Origin of the sequence: Pseudomonas paraglycinae (genome assembly GCF_021601625.1) — a bacterium.
Taxonomy (GTDB): Bacteria; Pseudomonadota; Gammaproteobacteria; order Pseudomonadales; family Pseudomonadaceae; genus Aquipseudomonas; species Aquipseudomonas paraglycinae.
This window is the reverse complement of the sequence record NZ_BQHR01000005.1, coordinates 125,581-147,907: the sequence shown is the minus strand read 5'-3', so window position 1 is coordinate 147,907 and position 22,327 is coordinate 125,581. Positions and strand designations below refer to the sequence as shown.

The 22,327-nt window shown below is 62.2% G+C and carries 22 protein-coding genes; 12 read left to right on the top strand and 10 right to left on the bottom strand.

The features are described 5' to 3' along the window. Window positions 1-25: 25 nt before the first annotated feature. Complete coding sequence (locus L6D82_RS09395; protein WP_236188827.1) at window positions 26-1,366, top strand: RNA helicase RhlE1; 1,341 nt, start codon at window positions 26-28, stop codon at window positions 1,364-1,366. Window positions 1,367-1,404: 38 nt separating this feature from the next. On the opposite strand, the gene L6D82_RS09390 is transcribed toward L6D82_RS09395, so the two are convergent. Further along, window positions 1,405-2,646 carry a TIGR03862 family flavoprotein gene (locus L6D82_RS09390; protein WP_102716638.1) on the bottom strand — a complete coding sequence of 414 codons (1,242 nt, stop codon included), beginning with the start codon at window positions 2,644-2,646 and terminating at the stop codon, window positions 1,405-1,407. 175 nt (window positions 2,647-2,821) lie between these two features. Beyond that, window positions 2,822-3,742, bottom strand: a complete 921-nt coding sequence (locus tag L6D82_RS09385; protein WP_102716637.1) for a histone deacetylase family protein — start codon at window positions 3,740-3,742, stop codon at window positions 2,822-2,824. Between the two features lie 82 nt (window positions 3,743-3,824). On the opposite strand from L6D82_RS09385, the gene L6D82_RS09380 reads away from it, so the two are divergent. From L6D82_RS09380 to L6D82_RS09370, 3 genes are all read left to right on the top strand, one after another. Continuing rightward, window positions 3,825-4,394: a GNAT family N-acetyltransferase gene (locus tag L6D82_RS09380; RefSeq protein ID WP_064382143.1), complete on the top strand. Its 570-nt coding sequence runs from the start codon at window positions 3,825-3,827 to the stop codon at window positions 4,392-4,394. Between the two features lie 106 nt (window positions 4,395-4,500). Continuing rightward, on the top strand, window positions 4,501-5,370 hold the full coding sequence (gene tesB / locus L6D82_RS09375) for an acyl-CoA thioesterase II (RefSeq protein WP_007958750.1): 870 nt from the start codon (window positions 4,501-4,503) through the stop codon (window positions 5,368-5,370). Next, the gene (locus L6D82_RS09370; RefSeq protein ID WP_085747678.1) at window positions 5,367-5,960 is read left to right on the top strand and encodes an HAD family hydrolase; all 594 of its coding nucleotides are present in this window, start codon (window positions 5,367-5,369) and stop codon (window positions 5,958-5,960) included. Before tesB ends, L6D82_RS09370 begins: the two co-directional genes overlap by 4 nt. A 29-nt stretch (window positions 5,961-5,989) precedes the next feature. On the opposite strand, the gene L6D82_RS09365 is transcribed toward L6D82_RS09370, so the two are convergent. From L6D82_RS09365 to L6D82_RS09350, 4 genes are all read right to left on the bottom strand, one after another. Next, complete coding sequence (locus tag L6D82_RS09365) at window positions 5,990-6,943, bottom strand: hypothetical protein (protein WP_085612583.1); 954 nt, start codon at window positions 6,941-6,943, stop codon at window positions 5,990-5,992. Further along, window positions 6,944-7,831 (bottom strand): KPN_02809 family neutral zinc metallopeptidase, encoded by an 888-nt coding sequence (gene ypfJ / locus L6D82_RS09360; RefSeq protein WP_039771788.1) that lies wholly within the window; start codon window positions 7,829-7,831, stop codon window positions 6,944-6,946. A gap of 190 nt (window positions 7,832-8,021) precedes the next feature. Next, window positions 8,022-8,855, bottom strand: a complete 834-nt coding sequence (locus L6D82_RS09355; protein WP_134020997.1) for an aldo/keto reductase — start codon at window positions 8,853-8,855, stop codon at window positions 8,022-8,024. Further along, window positions 8,839-10,575, bottom strand: a complete 1,737-nt coding sequence (locus L6D82_RS09350; protein WP_178082620.1) for an FAD-dependent oxidoreductase — start codon at window positions 10,573-10,575, stop codon at window positions 8,839-8,841. The genes L6D82_RS09355 and L6D82_RS09350 overlap by 17 nt, the downstream gene beginning before the upstream one ends. Before the next feature lie 178 nt (window positions 10,576-10,753). On the opposite strand from L6D82_RS09350, the gene L6D82_RS09345 reads away from it, so the two are divergent. The 4 genes from L6D82_RS09345 to L6D82_RS09330 all read left to right on the top strand — a co-directional run bounded on the left by L6D82_RS09345 (window position 10,754) and on the right by L6D82_RS09330 (window position 14,471). Then, on the top strand, window positions 10,754-11,530 hold the full coding sequence (locus L6D82_RS09345) for an IclR family transcriptional regulator (RefSeq protein ID WP_011336050.1): 777 nt from the start codon (window positions 10,754-10,756) through the stop codon (window positions 11,528-11,530). Window positions 11,531-11,646: 116 nt separating this feature from the next. Further along, window positions 11,647-12,708: a Gfo/Idh/MocA family protein gene (locus L6D82_RS09340; RefSeq protein WP_236188825.1), complete on the top strand. Its 1,062-nt coding sequence runs from the start codon at window positions 11,647-11,649 to the stop codon at window positions 12,706-12,708. A gap of 2 nt (window positions 12,709-12,710) precedes the next feature. Beyond that, window positions 12,711-13,526, top strand: coding sequence for a sugar phosphate isomerase/epimerase family protein (locus L6D82_RS09335; protein ID WP_236188819.1), 816 nt, complete (start codon window positions 12,711-12,713; stop codon window positions 13,524-13,526). 66 nt (window positions 13,527-13,592) lie between these two features. Then, on the top strand, window positions 13,593-14,471 hold the full coding sequence (locus L6D82_RS09330) for a DMT family transporter (RefSeq protein WP_007958785.1): 879 nt from the start codon (window positions 13,593-13,595) through the stop codon (window positions 14,469-14,471). 78 nt (window positions 14,472-14,549) lie between these two features. On the opposite strand, the gene L6D82_RS09325 is transcribed toward L6D82_RS09330, so the two are convergent. Next, complete coding sequence (locus L6D82_RS09325) at window positions 14,550-15,887, bottom strand: MFS transporter (protein ID WP_007958787.1); 1,338 nt, start codon at window positions 15,885-15,887, stop codon at window positions 14,550-14,552. A gap of 273 nt (window positions 15,888-16,160) precedes the next feature. Between L6D82_RS09325 and quiC the strand changes: the two genes are divergently transcribed. Beyond that, complete coding sequence (gene quiC / locus L6D82_RS09320; protein WP_236188817.1) at window positions 16,161-18,062, top strand: 3-dehydroshikimate dehydratase QuiC; 1,902 nt, start codon at window positions 16,161-16,163, stop codon at window positions 18,060-18,062. A 102-nt stretch (window positions 18,063-18,164) separates the two neighbouring features. Continuing rightward, entirely contained in the window at window positions 18,165-18,842 is a 678-nt protein-coding gene (locus tag L6D82_RS09315) for a TetR/AcrR family transcriptional regulator (protein ID WP_102716631.1), read from the top strand. Between the two features lie 33 nt (window positions 18,843-18,875). Here the strand turns inward: L6D82_RS09315 and L6D82_RS09310 are convergent, their stop codons facing one another. From L6D82_RS09310 to L6D82_RS09300, 3 genes are all read right to left on the bottom strand, one after another. Further along, the gene (locus tag L6D82_RS09310; RefSeq protein ID WP_236188814.1) at window positions 18,876-19,730 is read right to left on the bottom strand and encodes a shikimate dehydrogenase; all 855 of its coding nucleotides are present in this window, start codon (window positions 19,728-19,730) and stop codon (window positions 18,876-18,878) included. A gap of 5 nt (window positions 19,731-19,735) precedes the next feature. After that, the gene (gene aroQ, locus L6D82_RS09305) at window positions 19,736-20,176 is read right to left on the bottom strand and encodes a type II 3-dehydroquinate dehydratase (RefSeq protein WP_011336043.1); all 441 of its coding nucleotides are present in this window, start codon (window positions 20,174-20,176) and stop codon (window positions 19,736-19,738) included. A 141-nt stretch (window positions 20,177-20,317) separates the two neighbouring features. Further along, on the bottom strand, window positions 20,318-21,229 hold the full coding sequence (locus L6D82_RS09300; RefSeq protein WP_102686336.1) for a LysR family transcriptional regulator: 912 nt from the start codon (window positions 21,227-21,229) through the stop codon (window positions 20,318-20,320). A gap of 203 nt (window positions 21,230-21,432) precedes the next feature. Between L6D82_RS09300 and L6D82_RS09295 the strand changes: the two genes are divergently transcribed. Both L6D82_RS09295 and L6D82_RS09290 read left to right on the top strand, forming a co-directional pair. Beyond that, the gene (locus tag L6D82_RS09295; RefSeq protein ID WP_085747688.1) at window positions 21,433-21,861 is read left to right on the top strand and encodes a DUF4160 domain-containing protein; all 429 of its coding nucleotides are present in this window, start codon (window positions 21,433-21,435) and stop codon (window positions 21,859-21,861) included. Then, on the top strand, window positions 21,858-22,304 hold the full coding sequence (locus L6D82_RS09290) for a hypothetical protein (RefSeq protein ID WP_085747689.1): 447 nt from the start codon (window positions 21,858-21,860) through the stop codon (window positions 22,302-22,304). The genes L6D82_RS09295 and L6D82_RS09290 overlap by 4 nt, the downstream gene beginning before the upstream one ends. Window positions 22,305-22,327 lie beyond the last annotated feature (23 nt).

Below are 22,327 nucleotides of genomic sequence, written 5' to 3'. Positions count from 1 at the left end.
CTCTGATTTTTCCTACGGTACTCCCATGACTTTCGCCACCCTTGGCCTGATCGAACCCTTGCTGCGCTCCCTCGAGAAGCTCGGCTACCAGACCCCGACGCCGGTGCAGGCGCAAGCCATTCCGGCCGTGCTGGCCGGTCGCGACCTGATGGCCGCGGCCCAGACCGGCACCGGCAAGACCGCCGGTTTCGCTTTGCCGCTGCTGCAACTGCTGGCGATGGAAGGGCCGAAAGTCACCGCCAACTCGGTGCGCGCGCTGATTCTGGTGCCGACCCGCGAGCTGGCCGAGCAAGTCCACGAAGCCGTGCGCGAGTACGCTGAGAACCTGCCATTGCGCACTTATGCGGTGTACGGCGGCGTCAGCATCAACCCGCAAATGATGAAGCTGCGTGGTGGCGTCGATCTGCTGGTGGCGACTCCGGGCCGTCTGCTCGATCTGTTCCGTCAGAACGCGCTGAAGTTCAACCAGCTGCAAACCCTGGTGCTGGACGAAGCCGACCGCATGCTCGACCTGGGTTTTTCCGAAGAGCTGGCGAACATTTACCGCGCGCTGCCGAAGAAACGTCAGACGCTGCTGTTCTCCGCGACCTTCTCCGATGACATCCGCCTGCTGGCCGGGCAGATGCTCAACGATCCGCAGAGCATCGAAGTCAGCCCGCGCAACGTGGCCGCCAACACCGTCAAGCAGTGGGTGGTGACGGTGGACAAGAAGCGCAAGCCGGAACTGTTCGTGCACCTGATGCGCAAGAACAAGTGGAAGCAGGTGCTGGTGTTCGCCAAGACCCGTAATGGTGTGGACGCGCTGGTCGAGAAACTCCAGGGCCTGGGCGTGAACGCCGACGGCATCCACGGCGACAAGCCGCAAGCGACCCGGCAGCGGGCGCTGGACCGTTTCAAACTGAGCGAAGTGCAGATTCTGGTGGCCACTGATGTTGCTGCCCGTGGTCTGGATATCGAAGATTTGCCGCTGGTGGTCAACTTTGATCTGCCGATCGTGGCCGAGGATTACATTCACCGTATCGGCCGGACTGGCCGCGCGGGTTCGACCGGTGAGGCGATCTCGCTGGTGTGCGCTGATGAAGTGAACATGTTGTCGGCGATTGAAATGCTGACTCGCAGCACGTTGAAGCGTGAGGTTGAGCCGGACTTCGTGCCGGAGCACCGCGTGCCGGACACCGATGCCAGTGGCCAGGTGATCAAGAAGCCGAAGAAACCGAAGAAGCCGAAAGCTTCCGGTGGTGGCGGTGGCAAGCGCAATCTGGGCAAGTGGGTGGACAGCGGCGAGACTCAGGCGCCGGAGCCTTCGATCAAGCCTGTGCGCAAGGTGCCGGTGTTCAATACCGGACCGCGTAAGCGTAAGCCTTAAGCGTCAGACAGGGTCGTTCCCGCGCAATGCGGGAACGATCAGTTACGCTGTTTCAACCAGTCCAGCATTCCAGCTCCGGCCGCCCGGCCACTGGCAAAACACGCCGTCAGCAAATACCCTCCAGTCGGCGCTTCCCAATCCAGCATCTCCCCCGCACAAAACACCCCCGGCAACGCCTTGAGCATCATCCGCTCATCCATCGCTTCAAACGTCACGCCACCGGCACTGCTGATCGCCTCATCCAGCGGTCGGGTTTTCACCAGCGTCAGCGGCAAAGCCTTGATCGCCCTGGCCAGCAACGCTGGATCGGCAAACGTCGCTGCATCAGTGAGTTCTCGCAACAGCGCCGCCTTCACGCCATCAATCCCGACCTGACTGTGCAGATGCTTGGCCATCGAGCGCGAACCCCGTGGTTTGCTCAATGCCGCCTGCAATTTATCCACAGGCCGGCCGGGCAGCAGGTCGATGTGAATGGTCGCGGCACCGTGCACATTGATCGCCTCACGAATCGGCGCTGACAGCGCGTAGATCAGGCTGCCCTCGATGCCGGTCGCGGTGATCACGCATTCACCCAAACGCGGAACATCGTCGTTCAAACCGATGGCGATGTTTTTCAACGGTGCTCCAGCGAATTTGCTGACCATCAACTCGCTCCAGGCCTGCACCTCGAAGCCGCAGTTACTCGGCTGCAACGGCGACAGTCCTACGCCGCGTTGCTCCAGCGGCAGCATCCACGCGCCGTCGGAACCCAGTCGCGACCAGCTGCCGCCGCCGAGGGCGAGCAGGGTGGCGTCGGGGGAAAAGGTTTTCTCGCCTTCCGGGCTGTCGATGCGCAGCGCGCCGTTTTCGTCCCAGCCGAGCCAGCGGTGGCGGGTGTGGATAACCACGCCGCTGTCGCGCAGGCGCTTGAGCCAGGCGCGCAGCAATGGCGCGGCTTTCATGTCGGTGGGGAACACCCGGCCGGAGCTGCCGATGAAGGTTTCGATGCCCAGTTCGTTGATCCAGCGGCACAGTGCGTCGGCGTCGAACGCGCGCAGCAGCGGGGCGATGTTCGGGGCGCGTTCGGCGTAGCGCGAGAGGAATGCCGGGTAGGCTTCGGAGTGGGTGATGTTCATGCCGCCGACCCCGGCCAGCAGGAACTTGCGGCCCACCGAGGGCATGCCGTCGTACAGATCGACGCGGACTCCGGCCTGGCTCAGCACTTCGGCGGCCATCAGGCCGGCGGGGCCACCGCCGATGATGGCGACGTGAGCGGGAAGGGCGGCAGAAGTCTGGGTCATGGCAGCGGCAATAGCGTGGCGGAATAAGCCGCGCATTCTAGCAGCAGCGACCATCGTCAGGCCTGATCAAAAAACAACCAGCGCGCTGCAAGCCATGTTCAGCGTGGGCTGTAGTCCCTTTCGCTCAGGTTATCCACAGGCCGTTCCACAGCCACTGTGGGTAACGCAGCACAACTCAATGACAACCCGATGACTGCCAGACGCGCTGCGCACTGTGATGCAAGATGCCGTGGCGGCGGGCGAGGGCCTGGCGATCCTTGCTGTATCCGCCGCCGATCACGCCGACCACCGGGATGTCGCGGCCCAGGCAGTGGCGCATCACGCTTTCGTCGCGGGCGGCGACGCCTTCGTCAGTCAGTTGCAGATAACCGAGGGCGTCGTCCTTGTGCACGTCGACGCCGGCGTCGTACAGCACCAGATCAGGCTGATACAGCGGCAGCAGATAGTTGAGCGCGTCGTCGACCACTTTCAGGTAATCGGCATCGCCCATGCCGTTGGGCAGCGGAATGTCCCAGTCGCTTTCGGCCTTGCGTGCAGGAAAGTTCTTTTCGCAGTGCAGGGAAACGGTGATTGCTTCCGGGGTGTTGTGCAGAATCCGTGCAGTGCCGTCGCCCTGATGCACGTCGCAGTCGAAGATCAGCACCCGGTTCACCCGGCCGCTTTGCAGCAAATAGTGACTGATGATCGCCAGGTCATTGAAGATGCAGAAGCCGGCGGGGTAATCGTAGTGGGCGTGATGGGTGCCACCGGCGAGGTGACAGGCCAGGCCATGTTCCAGGGCTTTCTCTGCCGCGAGAATCGAACCGCCGACCGCCCGCACCGTGCGTCGGGCCAGGGCTTCGTTCCACGGCAGACCGAGGCGCCGCTGGTCTTCGCGGGACAACTCGCCACTCATGTAGCGTTCGATATAACCGCGGTCATGGGCCAGGGCGAGAATGTCGGCGGGGCACAGTTCAGGGCGCAGCAGGTCTTCGTCGCGGGTCAGGCCGCTGTCCACCAGGTGATCGCGCAGCAGGCGGAACTTGTCCATGGGGAAGCGGTGTTCCGCCGGGAATTCCGGGCTGTAGTCTTCGTGGTAGATCAGCGGCAACGGCATGGTGGACTATTCATAAAGGCTGCAGGAAAGAGTGCAAAGCCTAACAGCGATGTAGACTGACGGCATCAAGCGGAGGGGCGGGATGGAACCGATACTGGAGCTGGAAAGCGCAAGGCTGCTGATGCGCCAATGGCAGGACGAGGATTTGCCGGCGTTCGCGGCAATGTGCGCCGACCCGCAGGTGATGCGCTACTTCCCCGCGCCCTTGAGCCGGCTGGAAAGCGCCGCGTTGATCGGCCGGGTGCGCGGGCATTTTGCCGAGCACGGTTATGGCCTGTGGGCGCTGGAGCGCAAGGACAGCGGCGAGTTCATCGGTTTTACCGGGCTCGGCGTGGTCGGCTTCGATGCGCCGTTCACCCCGGCGGTGGAAATCGGCTGGCGGCTGGCCAAGGAACACTGGGGCCTCGGTTATGCCAGCGAGGCGGCGTGGACCGCGCTGCGCTGCGGTTTTGACCGGTTGGCCCTGAAGGAAATCGTGTCCTTCACTGCGCAGAGCAATCTGCCGTCGGAAAAAGTCATGCAGGCGATCGGCATGCATCACGATCCAGCCGACGATTTTGATCACCCGAAACTGGCGGTCGACCATCCGTTGCGTCGACACGTGTTGTACCGCATCACCCGGGAGCAATGGCTGCAGACCCTGCATGGCTAAGCCGACACGGACGTTTACAATGGCGCGATCAGTGGCTCGCGCCAGAATCTGAATTGGCCGTCGCAGTCAGGACTGCGCGGCATAGCGTTGTGTGAGGAGAGTCTGAATGAGCCAAGTGTTGGAAGATCTGGTGGATCTGCTGACCCTCGAACCGATCGAGGAAAACCTGTTCCGTGGTCGCAGTCAGGATCTGGGCTTTCGCCAGTTGTTCGGCGGCCAGGTATTGGGCCAGTCGCTGTCGGCGGCCAGTCAGACCGTTGAAGAAGCGCGTCATGTGCATTCGATGCACGGTTATTTTCTGCGTCCGGGCGATGCCAAGTTGCCGGTGGTCTACTCGGTGGACCGCGTGCGGGACGGCGGCAGTTTCAGCACCCGCCGCGTGACCGCGATCCAGAAGGGCCACCCGATTTTCACCTGCAGCGCGTCGTTTCAGTACGACGAAGAAGGCTTCGAACACCAGAGCCAGATGCCGCAAGTGGTCGGCCCGGAAAACCTGCCGTCGGAGCTGGAACTGACCCAGCAACGCGCGCACCTGATCCCGGAACACATGCGCGAAAAGCTGCTGTGCCCGAAGCCGATCGAAGTGCGCCCGGTCACCGAAAAAGACCCGTACAACCCGCAACCGGCGGATCCGGTCAAGTACGTGTGGTTCCGCGCCGACGGCGCCTTGGCCGACATCCCGGCGCTGCACAAATACCTGCTGGCCTACGCCTCGGACTTCGGTCTGCTGACCACCTCGATGCTGCCCCACGGCAAATCGGTCTGGCAGAAAGACATGCAGGTCGCCAGCCTTGACCACGCCTTGTGGTTCCACAACGATCTGCGCGCCGATGACTGGTTGCTCTACGCCATGGACAGCCCGTGGGCCGGCAACTCGCGCGGGTTCTCCCGTGGCAGCGTGTTCAACCGCGCCGGACAACTGGTGGCGTCGGTGACTCAGGAAGGCCTGATCCGTCATCGCAAGGACTGGGCATGAGTCTGGCGGATGTGCGGCACTGGGTGTTCGACATGGACGGCACCCTGACCGTCGCCGTGCATGACTTCGCGGCGATTCGCGTGGCGCTGGCGATCCCGCCGGAGGACGACATCCTTACCCACCTCGCGGCATTACCTGCCGATGAAGCGGCGGCGAAACATGCGTGGCTGCTGGAACATGAGCGGGATCTGGCGCTCGGCTCGACCCCGGCGGTCGGCGCGGTGGAGCTGGTGCGCGACCTGCACGCCAAGGGTTATCGCCTGGGCATCCTGACCCGCAATGCGCGGGAGCTGGCCCATGTGACGCTGGAAGCCATCGGCCTGGCCGACTGCTTTGCGGTGGAGGATGTGCTGGGTCGCGAGGAAGCGCCGCCGAAACCGCATCCGGGCGGTTTGCTGAAACTGGCCGAAGCCTGGCAAGTGCCGGCGAGCGAGATGGTGATGGTCGGAGATTACCGCTTCGACCTCGACTGCGGTCGGGCAGCGGGTACGCACACGGTGCTGGTGAACCTGCCGGACAATCCGTGGCCGGAGCTGACCGATTGGCATGCGAAGGATTGTGTGGAGTTGCGGCGAATGTTGTTCGCTTGAAAAAAAACGGGGGCTTCTGCCCCCGTTTTTTATTGCTCGAACAGTGCTTTCTGGCCTTCCGGCGAGGTCAGCATGCCGTCGCCGTTATGACCGACCCCGGGCACTTCGATCAGGCGCTGATTGACCCCTTCAGGGTGACGACGCAGCAAGTAACCGAAAAACAGCTTGCCGCGCTCCAGTCGATAAGCCCCCTGGGCTTTGGCGGCGCAGCTCTTGTCCAGCGCCGGGTGCTGCGGGTCGGTGTCCTGCTGGCCCAGCAGATAAATCACCTCGCGTTTGACGTAACGGCCTTCAAGCTGCGCGGGCGTTTGCCCACCCGCGTAGATCGGCGGGTCCACCAGACCGTACTTCCAGCGGTTGAAACCCGGGCACTTCGCATGATCGAAGGCCACCGGGCGTTGCTCATTGAAGTAGGCGTAGGACGACGGGTTGGCCACCACATAACGCAAGCGAATGCCTTCGGTCTTGAGCGCCGGCTGTTCCTGGGCCAGCAGCGCATAACGCTGCACCACCTGGGCACCGCCGGAGTGACCGAAGATCACGATCTGCTTCACGTCCGGAAACTGCTTGCGATCGCTCAGCCTTCCGACGATTTCGTCCAGTGCGGCGTAGGAACTCAGCGGATTCGGCCCTGTGGATAACCCGCCGCCCATCCACTCGTTGCCTTGCCAGCGCAGCACGCTGGCGGGTAGCGAGTAGAGCGACACATCGCTTTCGTTGAGAAACTGCGGGGCGATCACCAGGGTGTTGGCGGTTTGCCCGGCCAGTTCCGCCGCGACTTCGCCGCTTTTGCGATAGGTCTCGGCGTTGCGCAGGCGGCCATGAATGACGATCAGCACGCGCTCGATTTTCGCCGGCGCCGGGCCGATGCCCACCGCCATTTCGCCGGCCTGCAATTGCAGGCGCCCGGGACTGATTGCGTCGACGCCGGCCGCTTGGGCGGTGCCGCCGATGAACAGTAAAGCCAACAGCCATTTATGCATTTACAGGTTTTTCGCCGCAAAGGTATCGCACTGGCCGACCTGGCCCTGGGCGAATCCGGTTTTGAACCAGCGCACCCTTTGCGCCGACGTACCGTGAGTAAACGAGTCCGGCACCACACGGCCCTGACCCTGTTGTTGCAGGCGATCATCACCGATGGCGTTCGCTGCGTTCAAGGCTTCTTCGATGTCGCCCGGTTCCAGCCAGTTCAGACGCTTCTGCGCGTTGTAGGCCCAGACCCCGGCCAGGCAATCGGCTTGCAGTTCCTGACGCACCAGCAGACCGCCGTCACCTTCCATCTGCCGGCCTTGCTGGCGGGCTGTCTGAATTTTCGCCGAGACGCCGAGCAGCGTCTGCACATGATGTCCGACTTCGTGAGCGATTACGTAGGCCTGGGCGAAGTCGCCGGCAGCCTTGAAGCGCTGGGCCATTTCCTGGAAGAACGCCATGTCCAGATAGACTTTCTGGTCTGCCGGGCAGTAGAACGGGCCGGTGGCCGAGGTCGCCAGACCGCAGGCGGAATTGACCCGGTTGCTGAACAGCACCAGGGTCGGATCCTTATATTGCCGGCCGGCCTGCTGGAAGATCGCGCCCCAGGTGTCCTCGGTGTCGCCGAGGATCGAACGCACGAATTCGGCCTGTTCATCGTTGGCCGGCGGTGCCTGACGGGTTTGCGAAGTGGGGGCCGATTGTTCGGTCATCTGCCCGGTGAGCTGGCCGAGGATCTGCAGCGGGTCCTGGCCGGTGATCCAGCCGATGCCGACGATCAGCAGGATCGCCCCGAGGCTCAGGCCCTTGCCGCCGCCGAAGCGCATACCGCCACCACCGCCCATGTCATCGCCACGGGCATCGACGACGTTGTCACTGCGTCGGCCTTTTTTCCATAGCATGTGGGAATCCTCTGTCTGATCGTGGTGATGAGTGTTGCTGGTGTGTGAGTGTGGCGCCAGTCCGGTCGTCCGTCTATTCACACACACGCACAAAGGCCCGGCCTCGGGGTGACGAGGTCGGGCCTGTTATTGACGAGCGCGAGCGCCGGGAATTCAATCCGCCGGCGGATTTCTTTCGCCGGGTCAGGTATCAGCGGTCGAAGGCATCCCACACCGGCGCGAAGTCCGGGCTGACCTGACGTTCGCGCTTGGACAACGCAGCGATCAGCGCCCGGTCGTCGTCATCCAGTTTGACATTCAGCGAGGCCAGGTTGGCCAGTTGATTGGTCTTGCTGCTGGCCTTGGGAATCGCCGCCACGTTGTCCTGATCCAGCAGCCACTTCAGCGCCACTTGAGTCGGCAGCACGCCGTGTTTTTCGGCGATCTGCTGAATCTGTGGAATCTCCGAGACCTTGTTACGCGCCAGTGGCGTGTAGGCCGTGAGCGCCAGATCATGTTGACGGGCGTAGTCGAGCAGGGCGTTTTGTCCGAGCAGGACGTGGTACTCGACCTGAATGGCTGACAGAGGGATGCCGTATTCCTCGACGACTTTGCGCAGCAGCGGCAGCGGAAAATTCGCTACACCGATGTTGCGAGCCAAACCTTGCTCCTTGAACGACGCGAGGGTCTCAAGGGTGCGCGGCAGGTCCCAGTCGGTGGTCGGCCAATGAATCATGAACAGGTCGACGTACTCGCTGCGCAAGGCCTTGAGGCTGCGATCCAGCGAATGACGCATGGCATCCGGTTGCAACTGGTCCCACCAGACCTTGGTGGTGACGTGAATCTGCTCGCGGGGTGTCGGCGTATTCGCCAGGGCCTGTCCGACTGCATCTTCGTTGTTGTAGGCCGCTGCCGTGTCGATGTGCCGGTAACCGAGTTCCAGCGCTTGCTCCACGGCGCGGGTGCATTCGTCGCCGAGCATCGGCCAGGTGCCGAGGCCGAGTTTTGGCAGGTTCAGTCCTTGTCTGTTAACGATGTGCTGCATGGTCGATCTCCTGTTCGAAAGCCGTGACGCCCGCCATGTGCCGGGCTGCGATGTAACCGAAAGTCAGGGCCGGGCCGAGGTTGATCCCGCCCGCCGGATAATGCCCGCCCATGATGCTGGCCATGTCGCCACCGGCGGCGTAGAGACCGGCGATGGGCCAGTCTTCGGCGTCGAGCACTTGCGCATGCGGGTTGACCTTGAGCCCGGCGAAGGTGCCGAAGCAGCCCGGCTGCACCTTCACCGCGTAGAACGGGCCGTGTTCGATAGGAGCGACGCACGGATTGGGCTGTTGCGCCGGATCACCCTGTTTGCGGTTGTACGGGGTCGAGCCGCGACCGAACAGCGGGTCTTCGCCGTGCCGGGCATGGTGGTTGTAATCATCGACGGTGGCGCGTAAACCCTTCGCGTCGATGCCGCATGCGCTGGCCAATTCCTCCAGGGTATCGCCGGTTTTCAGATAACCGCTGCGGATAAAACCTGACACCGGCACCGGAAACGGCCGAGACATGCCGAGCCCGTAACGGCGCTGGAACGCGCGGGTGCAGATCAGCCAGGACGCGACCTCTTCGCCCTCGGGGGCGGCGGCGACCATGGCGCTGACGTAGTCGTAATAGCCGTTGGCTTCGTTGACGAAGCGCTGGCCGTTGCGCAGCACGCCGATGACGCCCGGTTTGCCGCGTTCGATGATGTGTGGGAAATGGCCGATGCTGCCGTCGGAATGTGGCACCTGCGAGACCGGCGCCCACGCCACGGGCGAGGCCACATCGGTGTTGACCCGGGCTCCGACGGTTTCACCCAGTCGCAGGCCATCGCCATTGACTGCCAGCGGAGGCAGCGCCCAATGTTCATGACCGGTGGGCGTGCGAGGGAACAAGGCTTTGCGCCGCTCGATGTCGTTGGCAAATCCGCCAGCGGCGAGCACCACGGCTTTGCGGGCATGGACATTGACCGGGCCTTTTGTGGTGTTCACGCGAGCGCCGGTGATGCGTGAATCGTCGCGCAACAGTTCCGTCACTGGCGCCGATTCCCACAGCAGTACGCCGAGGTCTTCGGCGGACTTCGCCAGCCGCGCCACCAGCGCCACGCCGTTGACCAGTTGCATCGCCCGGCCGTGCAGCGCCAGGTTCAACAGGTGGCGAGTGAAACGCCGGGTCACGTGCCAGGCCGCCGACAACGAGCGGGTCAGATTGAGAAACGCCGACAGGTCCGCACCGGCCATGATCGGCATGCCCATGAACGATGTTTCGCGCATGGTTGTGCGAAGACGCTTGAGCAGGCGCCCGACCTTTCGTCCGTCATAGGGGGCGGCAATCACCGAGCGTCCGCCGGTGCCGGCGCCCGGTGTTTCACCGTGGATGTCGGCGATGGCGTTGCCGTCGGCAAATTGCAGGGCGGTGTGTTGTTCGAAGAACGCCACCATGCGCGGGCCGGCTTCAAGGAAGGCGTCGATCATCGCCGGGTCGTAGTGCTCGCCGAGTTCGTGGCGCAGATAGGTGCGCGGCAGTTCCACGTCTTCCACGATCCCGGCGCGCCGGGCCAGCGGATTGCACGGCACCCACGCCCAGCCGCCGGACCACGCGGTGGCGCCGCCGAACACCTGATCCTTTTCCACCACGATGACCTTCAAGCCATGCCAGGCGGCGGTGACGGCGGCCGACAAACCAGCGGCGCCGGAGCCGACCACCAGAACGTCGCAGTCGATATCGGGAAGGGCAGACATCAGCAAGGGCTCCAGCAATCAGTTGTTTTTAGAATCATGTTCCAGAAAATAACCAGTGCGGGCGAAGCAGATCAACCGACTGACGCCGCAAAGTGGGCGGTTATCGGACGCCGGGTTCCAGATTTCGCATTCCTCGGGATGTCTTCTAGAATCGGCGAAATTTCACCGAGAGCGCATCATGGCCGGCAGTCAAATCGAACGGGTTTTCAGCGTGCTGGAAAGCCTCACCAGTGATCCGCGCGGGCTGCCGATGCAGACCCTGGCCGAGCAACTGGACATTCCGAAGAGCGCGACGCACCGCCTGCTCGCCGAGCTGATCCGCCTGGGTTACGTGCGGCAGAATCCGGAGACGTTGCGTTATCACCTGTCGACCAAACTGGTTGCGATGGGCTTTCAGTACCTGTCGAGCAGCGGGGCCGACATCGTGCAGCCGGTGCTGGATCGCCTGGCCCAGGAAACCGGTGAGCTGGTGCGCCTTGGGGTGATCGACGGCGAGCGCCAGACCTGGATCGCCAAGGCCCAGGGCGCCCGCACCGGTCTGCGTTACGACCCGGACATGGGCCGCGATGCGCCGCTGTTCTACACCGCATCGGGCCATGCGTGGCTGGCGTGCATGAGCGACGCCGAGGCGTTGTCGCTGGTCGAACGCCAAGGCGCGGAGGTGCCGGCGGATATCGGGCCCAACGCGCCGCGCTCCAATATTGAACTGCTCGAACGCCTGCGCGTGGCCCGTGAACAGGGTTATGCCTGTGTGGAAGAAAGCTCGGCGGTGGGCACTTCGGCGATTGCTGCCGTGGTGAAACATCCCGCCGATGGCCGGGTGATCGGCGTGCTCAGCATCGCCGGGCCGAGCGCACGAATGCCGGGGGCGCGATTGCATGAACTGGCGCCGCTGTTGCTGACGTTTACTGAGGAATTGTCGGCAGCCAGTCTGGCCTCGGAGTTATTCGTTTAAGCGAAGCTGTGCGCTGTTCGCCCACTTTTCAGTCGGACGGGTGTGAGAATATGGAACCGGGTTCTAAATTGTTGATGGAGTGAGTTTTCCCACAACAATCACAAGAGGATCGCACCTTGAACCCGCCCCTTCGCATCGCCCTGATCGGCGCCGGTAACATGGGCCAGCAACATTACCGGCACCTGAAGAATCTCCCTGAGGCCGCGTTATGCGCCGTGGCCGACCCCGGCCCTCAGGCACCGGCCCTGGCGGCGGAGTGGGGTGTGGCGCATTTCGCCGATCACCGTCAGATGCTGGAGCAAAATCGGCCAGACGCAGTGATCGTCGCCAATCCGAATAATCAGCACGTCAGCACTGCGCTGGATTGCCTCGCCGCTGGTGTTCCGGTGTTGCTGGAAAAACCGGTGGGCGTAAACCTGGATGAGGCGCGGGAACTGGTGGCGGCGGTGAAACGCAGTGGCGTGCCGGTGCTGGTTGGCCATCATCGGCGGCACAATCCGTTGATCGTGCGAGCCCATGAACTGGTCAAGGGCGGAGCATTGGGGCGGCTGACGCTGGTGACTGCGTTGTTCCAGTTGCGCAAGCCTGACCAGTATTTCGAAACCGCGTGGCGGCGCGAAGAGGGCGCGGGCATGCTGTTGACCAATCTGATTCACGACCTCGATCTGCTGCGTCATCTGTGCGGCGAAGTGCGTTCGGTGCAGGCGATCACCGACCGTGCGTTGCGTGGTTTTGCCAATGAAGACAGCGCGGCGATCCTGCTGCAGTTCGACGGCGGAGCGCTGGGTACGCTGACCGGTTCCGATGCGGTGGCGGCGCCGTGGAGCTGGGAGTTGAACTCCGGGGAAAACCCCGCCTATCCGCGCCAGGCCGATCAACCTTGCTACTTGCTGGCGGGAACGGCCGGGGCCTTGAGCATTCCGCAGCTCAAGCGCTGGCATTACAGCGCCGATCAGGTGGACGCCGGTTGGCACGAGCCGTTGCTGTCGGTCGATGAACCGTTCACGCCTGATGAAGCCCTGCGGTTGCAGTTGCAGCATTTCGTCCGCGTGGCGCGACGGGAGGTTGAACCGCTGGTGAGTGCCGCCGATGCCGCCCGCACTCTGGCGCTGGTCGAGGCCATCCGTGAAGCAGCGGCCAGCGGTCGCGCCACCGAACCTGCGCAGATCGAGGCCTGAACATGAACGAACGAATTCTATCCCTCGCCAGCCTGACCGTGCTGGAGTTGTCGCCACCCGAGATGGTCGAGGTCGCGGCCCGTGCCGGTTACAGCCATGTCGGCCTGCGTCTGGAGCCGGCGACGCCCGAGGAATATCACTTTCCATTGGTAGCCGATGGCGATTTGCGGCGTCAGACACTGGCGCGTTTGCGTGACACCGGAATCGGCGTGCTCGACGTGGAAATCCTGCGTTTGAAAGCGCAGACGGTGGTTGCGGATTTCGACCAACTGCTTAGCGTCGGCGCGGAGTTCGGTGCCAGCGAGTTGCTGGTCGCCGGTAACGATCCTGACGAGCAGCGGCTCACCGATAATTTTGCGGCACTCTGCGATCTGGCGGCGCCCTACGGTTTGCATCCGCATCTGGAGTTCATGCCATGGACCGATGCGCGCAATCTCGAACAGGCGTTGCGCATCGTCGACAAGGCCGGGCGCGAAAACGGGGCGGTACTGGTCGATGCGTTTCACTTCGACCGTTCCGGATCGCGGCTGGAAGATCTGGACGGTGTGCCGGCCTCGCGGCTGCGCTATGCACAGTTGTGCGATGTAGCCGGGCCGAGGCCGACGGACATGGCCGAGATCTTGCGTCAGGCTCGCAATGAACGACGGTTTCCCGGCGAGGGCGATTGTGACTTGATCGGTTTGTTGCGCAGTCTTCCGGCTAACCTTCCCCTGAGTCTGGAAATTCCCACGGTCAAATTGCTGGAGCAAGGCGTGAGTGGTTTGCAGCGGGCGCAAATGGCGATCGACCGGACACGGGAATTGTTGGCCCGGCTTTAAGTCTGCTTCAAGGGGCGAGGGCGCCTGCGTCCTCGTCACCGTTTATTTTTCATTCAGAGAGAGCCAATGACCGTCAGCACTCCGCTTTCCGGCGTCAACCAACCCTTCAAAGGGATCTTGCTGATTGTCGTGGCAACCTTCCTGTTCTCCAGTCACGACGCGCTGTCGAAATACCTTTCGGGTTTTTATCCGATCGTCATGGTGGTATGGGCGCGGTATCTGGTGCACACGCTGCTGATGGCGGGGATTTTCCTGCCGCAGTCCGGGTTGCGCGTGCTGCGCACCAAACGTCCGTTGTGGCAGTTGGCGCGGGCGTTGTGCCTGCTGGGCACCAGCCTGTTTTTCACCACGGCGTTGCTGTATATCCCGCTAGCCGAGGCCACGGCGGTCAACTTTCTTGCGCCGGTGCTGGTGACGGCGCTGTCGGTGCCGCTGCTCAAGGAACGGGTGACGCGCGGTCAGTGGATCGCGGTGGTGTGCGGGTTCATCGGTGTGCTGATCATCGTCCATCCGGGCGGTGACTTGTTCACCCCGGCGATTCTGTTGCCGTTCTGTTCGGCGCTGTTTTTCTGCTTCTATCAGTTGCTCACCCGCAAGCTCGCGGAAATCGACAGCCCGACCACCAGCAACTTTTTCGCCGGGCTGTGCAACACGCTGGTGATGAGTGCGCTGGTGCCGTTCTTCTGGCAGGTGCCGAGCCTGGGGCATGCGTTGTTGATGCTGGCGCTGGGCAGTTGCGGAATGACCGCGCACCTGTTTCTGACCCAGGCGTTCCGCCATGCCGCGCCGGCGTTGCTGGCGCCGTTCGGTTATTGCCAGATCGTGTTTGCGGGATTGTTGGGCTGGTTGCTGTTTGCGCACACACCGACCCTGATGACGGTGATCGGGATTGCGGTGATCTGTTGCAGCGGACTGGCGGCAGCGTGGCAGCAGAGCCGGCGCTGAAGACGTGACCGGCCTGAAATCAGGCCGGTCAGTGCAGGAAGGCTACTTAGTATTGAAGGGCTACTTAGTATTGAAGGGCTACTCGGTAACGGTAGGAATCTTGCGCGGTGCCATGAAGTACATCCAGGTCAGCGCGATGAAGTACATCGCCGGAATCAGGGTGAACAGCACGGTGTAGTTATTATTGGTGACGGTCAGGATGTGGCCGACGATCTGGGTCATGAACATCCCGCCGATCGCCGCGCACATGCCGCCGAAACCGAACACCGTGCTCATCATGTGCTTGGGCGTGTAGTCCATCACCAGGCTCCAGATGTTGGCGGTCCAGGCCTGATGCGCGCCGATGGCCAGAGAGATGGCGGCAACCGCGATCCACAGGTTGGCGGAGCCGGCGGCCATCACCACGCCGATGATGCAGCAGGCGAACAGGAACATCGACAGCAGCCGCGCCTTGATCGAGTTCATGCCGCGACCGATCAGGAACGAAGACAGAATCCCGCCGCCCACGCTGCCGAAGTCGGCGGTGACGTAGATGATGATCAGCGGAATGCCCATCTGGGTAACGTTGATGCCCAGGTTGTATTGCTGATTGAGAAACGGCGGCAGCCAGTACAGGTAGAACCAGAACACCGGCGCGGTCAGCGAGTAAGCGAGGGCGAAGGCCCAGGTGCCGCGCATGCGCAGGATTTTCGAGAACGGCACGCGGGCCTGTTCCGGTTCGACTTCTTTCTGGATGTATTCCAGCTCCGACTGTTTCACGCTCGGGTGATCTTCCGGGTTGAAATACTTCAGGCCCCAGAACAGTAGCCAGATCCCGCCCAGTGCCGACATGCACAGGAACGCAGCCTGCCAGCCCCACACGTGAAGGATCAGCGGCAGCAGCATCGGGGTGAACATCGCACCGACGTTGGTGCCGGCGTTGAAGATGCCGGTGGCCACGGCGCGCTCGCCGGCCGGGAACCACAGGCGTGTGGTCTTCACACAAGCCGGGTAGTTCGCCGCTTCAGTCAGGCCGAGGATGAACCGGCAGACCATGAAGCCCACCGCCGAGGTCGCCAGGCCGTGGGCGCCGGTGGCCAGGCTCCAGAGCAGCACCGCGCAGAAGAACACGCGCTTGACGCCGACCCGATCGATCAGCCGTCCTTGCAGCACGAAGCCGATCGCGTAGCCGACCTGAAACCAGAAGTTGATGTTGGCGTAGTCCATCGCCGTCCAGCTCATTTCCTTGGCGAGGATCGGCTGCATGACGCCGAGGGCGGCGCGGTCGATGTAGTTCAGGGTGGTGGCGAAAAACACCAGCGCCAGCATGCCCCAACGGGTCTTGCCGACGGCCATGGCGCCGCGGATCTTGTCGCCGATGCCACCCGTGGCAGTGCTCATGGCCGGAGCCATGCGGGAAGTCTGTGAAGGAATCATGTGTTCCACCCGTTTTTGGATTTGTTATTTGGTGTGCTTTTTTTGTGCACGCTGCGACCGGTGGTTCAGTTCCGGACTCAAGGTGAAAGGGATGTTGGGCAGTGGACGAAAAATCGTCAATTCGCCAAACCGGCATTCTGTTCGATAATCGCACGCAAAACTAACCGGGTAGTACAGTTTAAATTGCTCAATGAAAAACCGGGACCAATAATTCGCTCACCCTATAAAAGCGGCGCAATTTCCGTAGCCGACGTCTCCACCGGGAGTTGAAACATGCAGCGATCCATTGCCACCGTCTCCTTGAGCGGAACCCTGCCGGAAAAACTCGAAGCCATTGCCGCCGCCGGGTTCGACGGGGTGGAGATTTTCGAGAACGATCTTCTGTATTACGACGGCAGCCCCCGGGAAATCCGGCAGATGTGCGCCGACCTCGGGATCGCCATCACGCTGTTCCAGCCGTTCCGCGATTTCGAAGGCTGCCGCCGTGATCGTCTGGACCGTAACCTGGAGCGGGCCGAGCGCAAGTTCGACCTGATGCAGGAACTGGGCACCGACCTGGTGCTGGTCTGCAGCAATGCCTCCCCCGACAGTATTGGCGATCAACAGATCCTCATCGACGACCTGCGCCTGCTGGCCGAGCGCGCCGGCGCCCGTGGCCTGCGTATCGGTTATGAAGCGCTGGCCTGGGGCCGTCACGTCAATACTTATCAACAGGTCTGGGACATCGTGCGTCAGGCCGATCACCCGGCCCTCGGCGTGTTGCTCGACAGCTTCCACACCTTGTCGCTCAAGGGCGATCCACGGGCGATTGCCGAGATTCCCGGCGACAAGATTTTCTTCGTGCAAATGGCCGACGCGCCGATCCTGGCGATGGACGTGCTGGAGTGGAGCCGGCATTTCCGCTGCTTCCCGGGGCAGGGCGAATTCGATCTGCCGGGTTTCCTCGCACCGATCATCCAGAGTGGTTACACCGGACCGCTGTCGCTGGAAATTTTCAACGACGGCTTCCGCGCCGCACCGCCTCGGGCCAATGCGGCCGACGGTCTGCGTTCGCTGCTGTACCTGGAGGAGAAAACCCGCCAGCGTCTGGAGCAGGACATCCGTCCTGTGGATAACCGCAAAATCCTCTTCGAAACGCCGAAGGCCAGCGAGTACAACGGCATCGAGTTTCTTGAGTTCGCCGTGGATGAAAGCCTCGGGGCCAAGCTGTCGAACTGGCTGGAGCGGCTGGGTTTCGTCAAGGCCGGTCAGCATCGTTCCAAGAGCGTCAGCCTGTTGCGTCAGGGCGATATCAACCTGATCCTCAACTCGGAACCCTATTCGTTCGGCCACAGCTTTTTCGAGGCCCACGGCCCGTCGCTGTGCGCCACCGCCGTGCGGGTCAAGGACAGCGCCAGCGCGCTGGCCCGCGCCGTCGCTTATAAAGGTCAGCCGTATCGCGGACTGGTCGGCCCCAACGAACTGGAGCTGGCGGCGGTGCGTGCGTCGGACGGCAGCCTGATTTACCTGGTGGATCAGGAAGCGGATGTCTACGGCACCGACTTCAATCTGCTGCCGGACGCGGTGGCTCGCGGCGGGCTCAAGCGCATCGATCACATGGCCATGGCGCTGCCGGCGGACAGCCTCGACAGCTGGGTGCTGTTCTACAAGAGCCTGCTGGATTTCGAGGCCGATGACGAAGTGGTGCTGCCCGATCCGTATGGCTTGGTGAAGAGTCGCGCGCTGCGTAGCCGCGACAGTTCGATCCGTCTGCCGCTGAACATTTCCGAGAACCGCAACACCGCGATCTCACACGCGCTGTCGAGTTATCGCGGCTCCGGGGTGCATCACATCGCCTTCGATTGCGACGATATCTTCGCCGAAGTCAGCCGGGCGAAAGAGGCGGGCGTACCGCTGCTGGATATCCCGCTCAACTATTACGACGACCTGGCGGCGCGCTTCGATTTCGATGACGAATTCCTCAGCGAACTGGCGTACTACAACGTGCTGTACGACCGCGATGCGCAGGGTGGCGAGTTGTTCCACGTCTACACCGAGCCGTTCGAAGGGCGTTTCTTCTTCGAGATCATCCAGCGCAAGAACGGTTACGCCGGTTATGGCGCGGCCAACGTCGCGGTGCGGCTGGCGGCGATGGCCAAATCACGCAGTGGTGCGGTTCGCCAGGCCAAGTTGTAGGAAATTCGTAAACGCGGGATTAAACACGGGTCGCGCGGCTTCCTTCACTGGGGCGCGCGGCCCATAATCGCCAGCCTGTGCAGTGATGGCCGTGAGCCCGCAATGACGATGACTTCAGAACTTTCCGCAGCCCCCGATCTACCAGCGGTAGAGCCGCGCAAAAGTCGCAAGAACAACCCGGAAAAGACCCGCGAGAATATCCTGCAGGAGGCGATCGTCGAGTTCGTCCAGCAGGGTCTGTCCGGCGCTCGCGTCGACGCGATCGCCGAGCGCATCCACACCTCCAAGCGCATGATCTATTACTACTTCGGCAGCAAGGAGCAGTTGTACGTCGAGGTGCTGGAGAAGCTCTACGGCGATATCCGCAACACCGAGAACCGTCTGCACCTGGCCGAACTGCCGCCGGTGGAAGCGATCCGGCGTCTGGTGGAGTTCACCTTCGATCACCACGATCGCAACGTCGATTTCGTGCGGATCGTCAGCATCGAAAACATCCACAACGCCGAGTACGTGAAGCGTTCCGACGCGATCAAGGCGATGAACAACACCATCCTCGATTCCCTGGGCGAGATTCTGCGTCGCGGTGCTGAAGAAGGGGTGTTCCGCGCCGGGCTCGACGCGCTGGACGTGCATCTGCTGATCAGTTCGTTCTGCTTCTATCGCGTATCGAACCGCCACACGTTCGGTGAGATCTTTCAGATCGACCTGCCGGACGAAAGCATCAAGCAGCGTCATCGCGAGATGATTTGCGAGTCGGTGCTGCGCTACCTGCAGGCGTGACCAAAGTCGAGGGGGCGTCGCCCCCTCACGGTTTTATCCATTCATGCTTTGAAAATGCGCGAGCATTCGCTGCGCATCCGGCACTCTGCCGCTGAACAGTTCAAACGCTTTCACCGCCTGAAACACCGCCATGTTGCCGCCGTCCAGGGTTCGGCAGCCCAAGGCGCGAGCGTTGCGCAGCAGTTCGGTTTCCAGTGGGAAATACACGATCTCCGCCACCCACAACTCGGGTCGCAGCAACGCCGCCGGCACGGGCATGCCCGGTAATTTGGCCATGCCCATCGGCGTGGTGTTTACCAGGCCATTCGCCTGACTCAGTGTGCTCGCCAGATCATGCCCGGCAACCGCCCGGCCAGCGCCGAAATGCTGGTTGAGGTTGTTGGCCAGGCTTTCGGCGCGCTCCACGTCCACATCAAAAATGCTCAGTTGCTGTACGCCTTCGCTCAACAAGGCGTGGGCCACTGCCGCGCCTGCGCCACCGGCGCCCATCTGGACCACACGTTCGCGGGTGACGTCTGGCAGACCGCGACGAAAACCCTCTGCGAAACCCAGGCAATCGGTGTTGTGGCCGACGCGTTTGCCGTCCTTCAGCACCACCGTGTTCACGGCACCGATGCCTCGGGCTTCCGGGGATAGTTCATCGAGCAGCGGAATGATTGCCTGCTTGCACGGGAAGGTGATGTTCAGCCCGGTGTAATTCATGCGTTCGGCGGCCAGCAGCAGATCGGGCAGGGCGTTGCTGTCCAGTTGCAGTTGATCGAGATCGATCAGCCGGTACAGATAACGCAGGCCCTGTTCGTCACCTTCGTGTTCATGCAGCGCCGGGGTGCGGGAGGCCTGGATGCCGGCGCCGATCAGCCCGGCGAGTATCACGTTGTTGCGGTTCATGCGGATCACCCCTTCAGCCGCTGGCTGAAATGTTCCAGGGCCAGGCGATAGCCGTGGCTGCCGAAGCCGCACATCACGGCTGTGGCGATGGCCGAGACGAACGAATGGTGACGGAACGGCTCGCGGGCGTGGACGTTGGACAGGTGCACTTCGATCACCGGCAATTCGCTGGCGACCAGAGCGTCGCGGATCGCGACCGAGGTGTGAGTCCAGGCGGCTGGGTTGATCACGATGCCGGCGCAGCGCTGACGGGCGCCGTGAATCCAGTCGAGCAGTTCGCCTTCGTGGTTGGTCTGGCGAAACTCCACGGCCAGGCCGAACTCTTCGGCGGCGCGCCCGCACAGGGCAGAAATGTCGGCCAGGGTTTCGTGACCGTAGGTCGCCGGTTCACGGGTGCCGAGCAGGTTCAGGTTCGGGCCGTTGAGCACCAGAACGATAGGGGGCATGGGGGCAAACTCCACTTATTGTTTTTGGCTTGGGCCGAGGGTTTCGACCTGTGGAGTTAAATTGTACTAGATGGTTACTTTAATCAATTGCTCTGCATCGACAGCCCGGTTTTGTGTGCGGTGATCGCACACTGGTGCAATTCAGTGCGGCAACTTCTCGACCAGAAAATCGATGAAAGCCCTGACCCGCAGCGGCATGTGGCGATTCTGCGGGTACAGCAGCGTGAACGGTCGCGAGCGCCCGTTGTAGGGTTTGAGCACTTCTATCAGCGAGCCGTCGGCCAGTTCTTTTTCGACGATGAAGCGATAAGTCTGGAATAACCCGGCACCGTGCCTGGCCAGGGTCACGCCACCGAGCACATCGTCCGAGCAGCAGAAATTGCCCTCGGCGAGGATTTCCCGTGGCGCGTCTTCGTCGTAAAACAGCCAGGTGATCCGCCGCCCACTGCTGGGTAATTCGTACTGAATGCACTCGTGCTGTTCGAGGTCTTCGAGGGTCTGCGGCGTACCGGCGCGTTTCAGGTAATCGGGGCTGGCAACCATCACCAGCGCCGCATCTTCCAGATGCCGGGCGATCAAACCCGAATCGGGAATCGCCCGCACGCGGATCGCCATGTCGTAGCCCTCGCCGACGAAGTCGATGTTGCGGTTGCTGATGTGCATGTCGACCTTCACCTGCGGGAATCGCGCGCGAAAGGCCGGCAGCAGCGGCAGGATCCGGTGATGGGCGTAAGTCGTAGGAATACTGATACGCAGGATGCCGGACGGTTCCTGCTGCTGGCCCATGACTTCCCGTTGCGCCTCGACCAGTTGAGCCAGCGCTTGGCTGCATTCTTCGTAATAGCGACGGCCGCTATCGGTCAGTTTCACGCTGCGGGTGGTGCGTGCAAACAGCCGCACGCCCAGGCGTTCTTCCATGCGTGATACCGAGCGGCTCACCGCTGCCGGCGTCACCGAAGCCGCCTGCGCCGCGCCGGTGAAACTGCCGCACTCGGCGGCCAGGCAAAACAACTCGATGCTGCCCAGCTGAAGATCGTCGAAGTGTCGCTGCATGATTGATTACACCGGGGAATGAGTCTTCGTATGTAGCAAATGCGCAGCCGGTGCGAAAGAACTGCTTACCATTTTGCCCGCGGCTTTTTCGGCTCCCGCACTAGGCTCGAAAGGTAACGGCCACAGCAGACGTTGGCGCCGATGGTCGGATTTGCCAGGGAATGGCAAGTGTTGAAACGTTTAAACCTAACGGATGGGTTAGCATGAAGGTATGCAGTTACAAAGGACTGTCAGTGGTGATCATGTTGCGTGACGAACATTGTCCGCCCCACGCACATGTGGATGCAGGCGCCTGGAGCGCCCGCTTCAAATTCAGTTTCTGGCACAACGGCGTCGAACTGTGGGATGTGGTGCCGTTGTCGCATCGACCGCCGGTCAGTCTGCTTGAAGGGCTGCGCCAGTCGCTGCGCGAAACCGATCATCTGCGGCGGGCCCGCTGGATCTGGTGGACTCGATTGCGCACCGCTTGTCTCGACAATCAGTGGTGGGACGGACAGTCGAATCAGGTGGCGGTGCTGCGGGAGGTCACCAGCACGAGTTTCAGGATCGGATCTGCGTATTACGAGCCTGAGGTCAACAAAACCCTGTTGGCCCTGGTCGGCGCTCACGAAGGAGTGGAAATAGAACTATGAAAACAGTCAAAGCCGCCTTGCACGCGGATCGGCCCGTCACGGAAAAACGTCTGGACGAAGCCGTCGACCGTGGCGGCGTGCGCCGACGCAGCAGCCTGCAAGCCGTGTCGGTGGCCTTTCAGAAACCATGCCTGGTGATTCACTTCGAGGACAACAGCGGCGTGTTGCTGCCAGTGAATCTCTACCGGGAATTCGATGATTTCGAACCGGAAGACTTCAGCGGATTGAACGTCGGCTTTGCCGGCACCGCGCTGTGCCATGATGGCAAGGATCTGCAGGTTTCCATCGCCGGCATGATCTCGGCCAGTCAACCATTGATGGCCATGGCCGCCTCGGTGATCGCTTCGCGCAATGGCCGCCAGAGCAGCACCGCGAAAGCCGAAGCTGCCCGGGCCAACGGCAGGAAGGGCGGGCGCCCGCGCAAGATCGATCCCGTGCCATGAACAGGCACAAAAAAGCCGTCGGT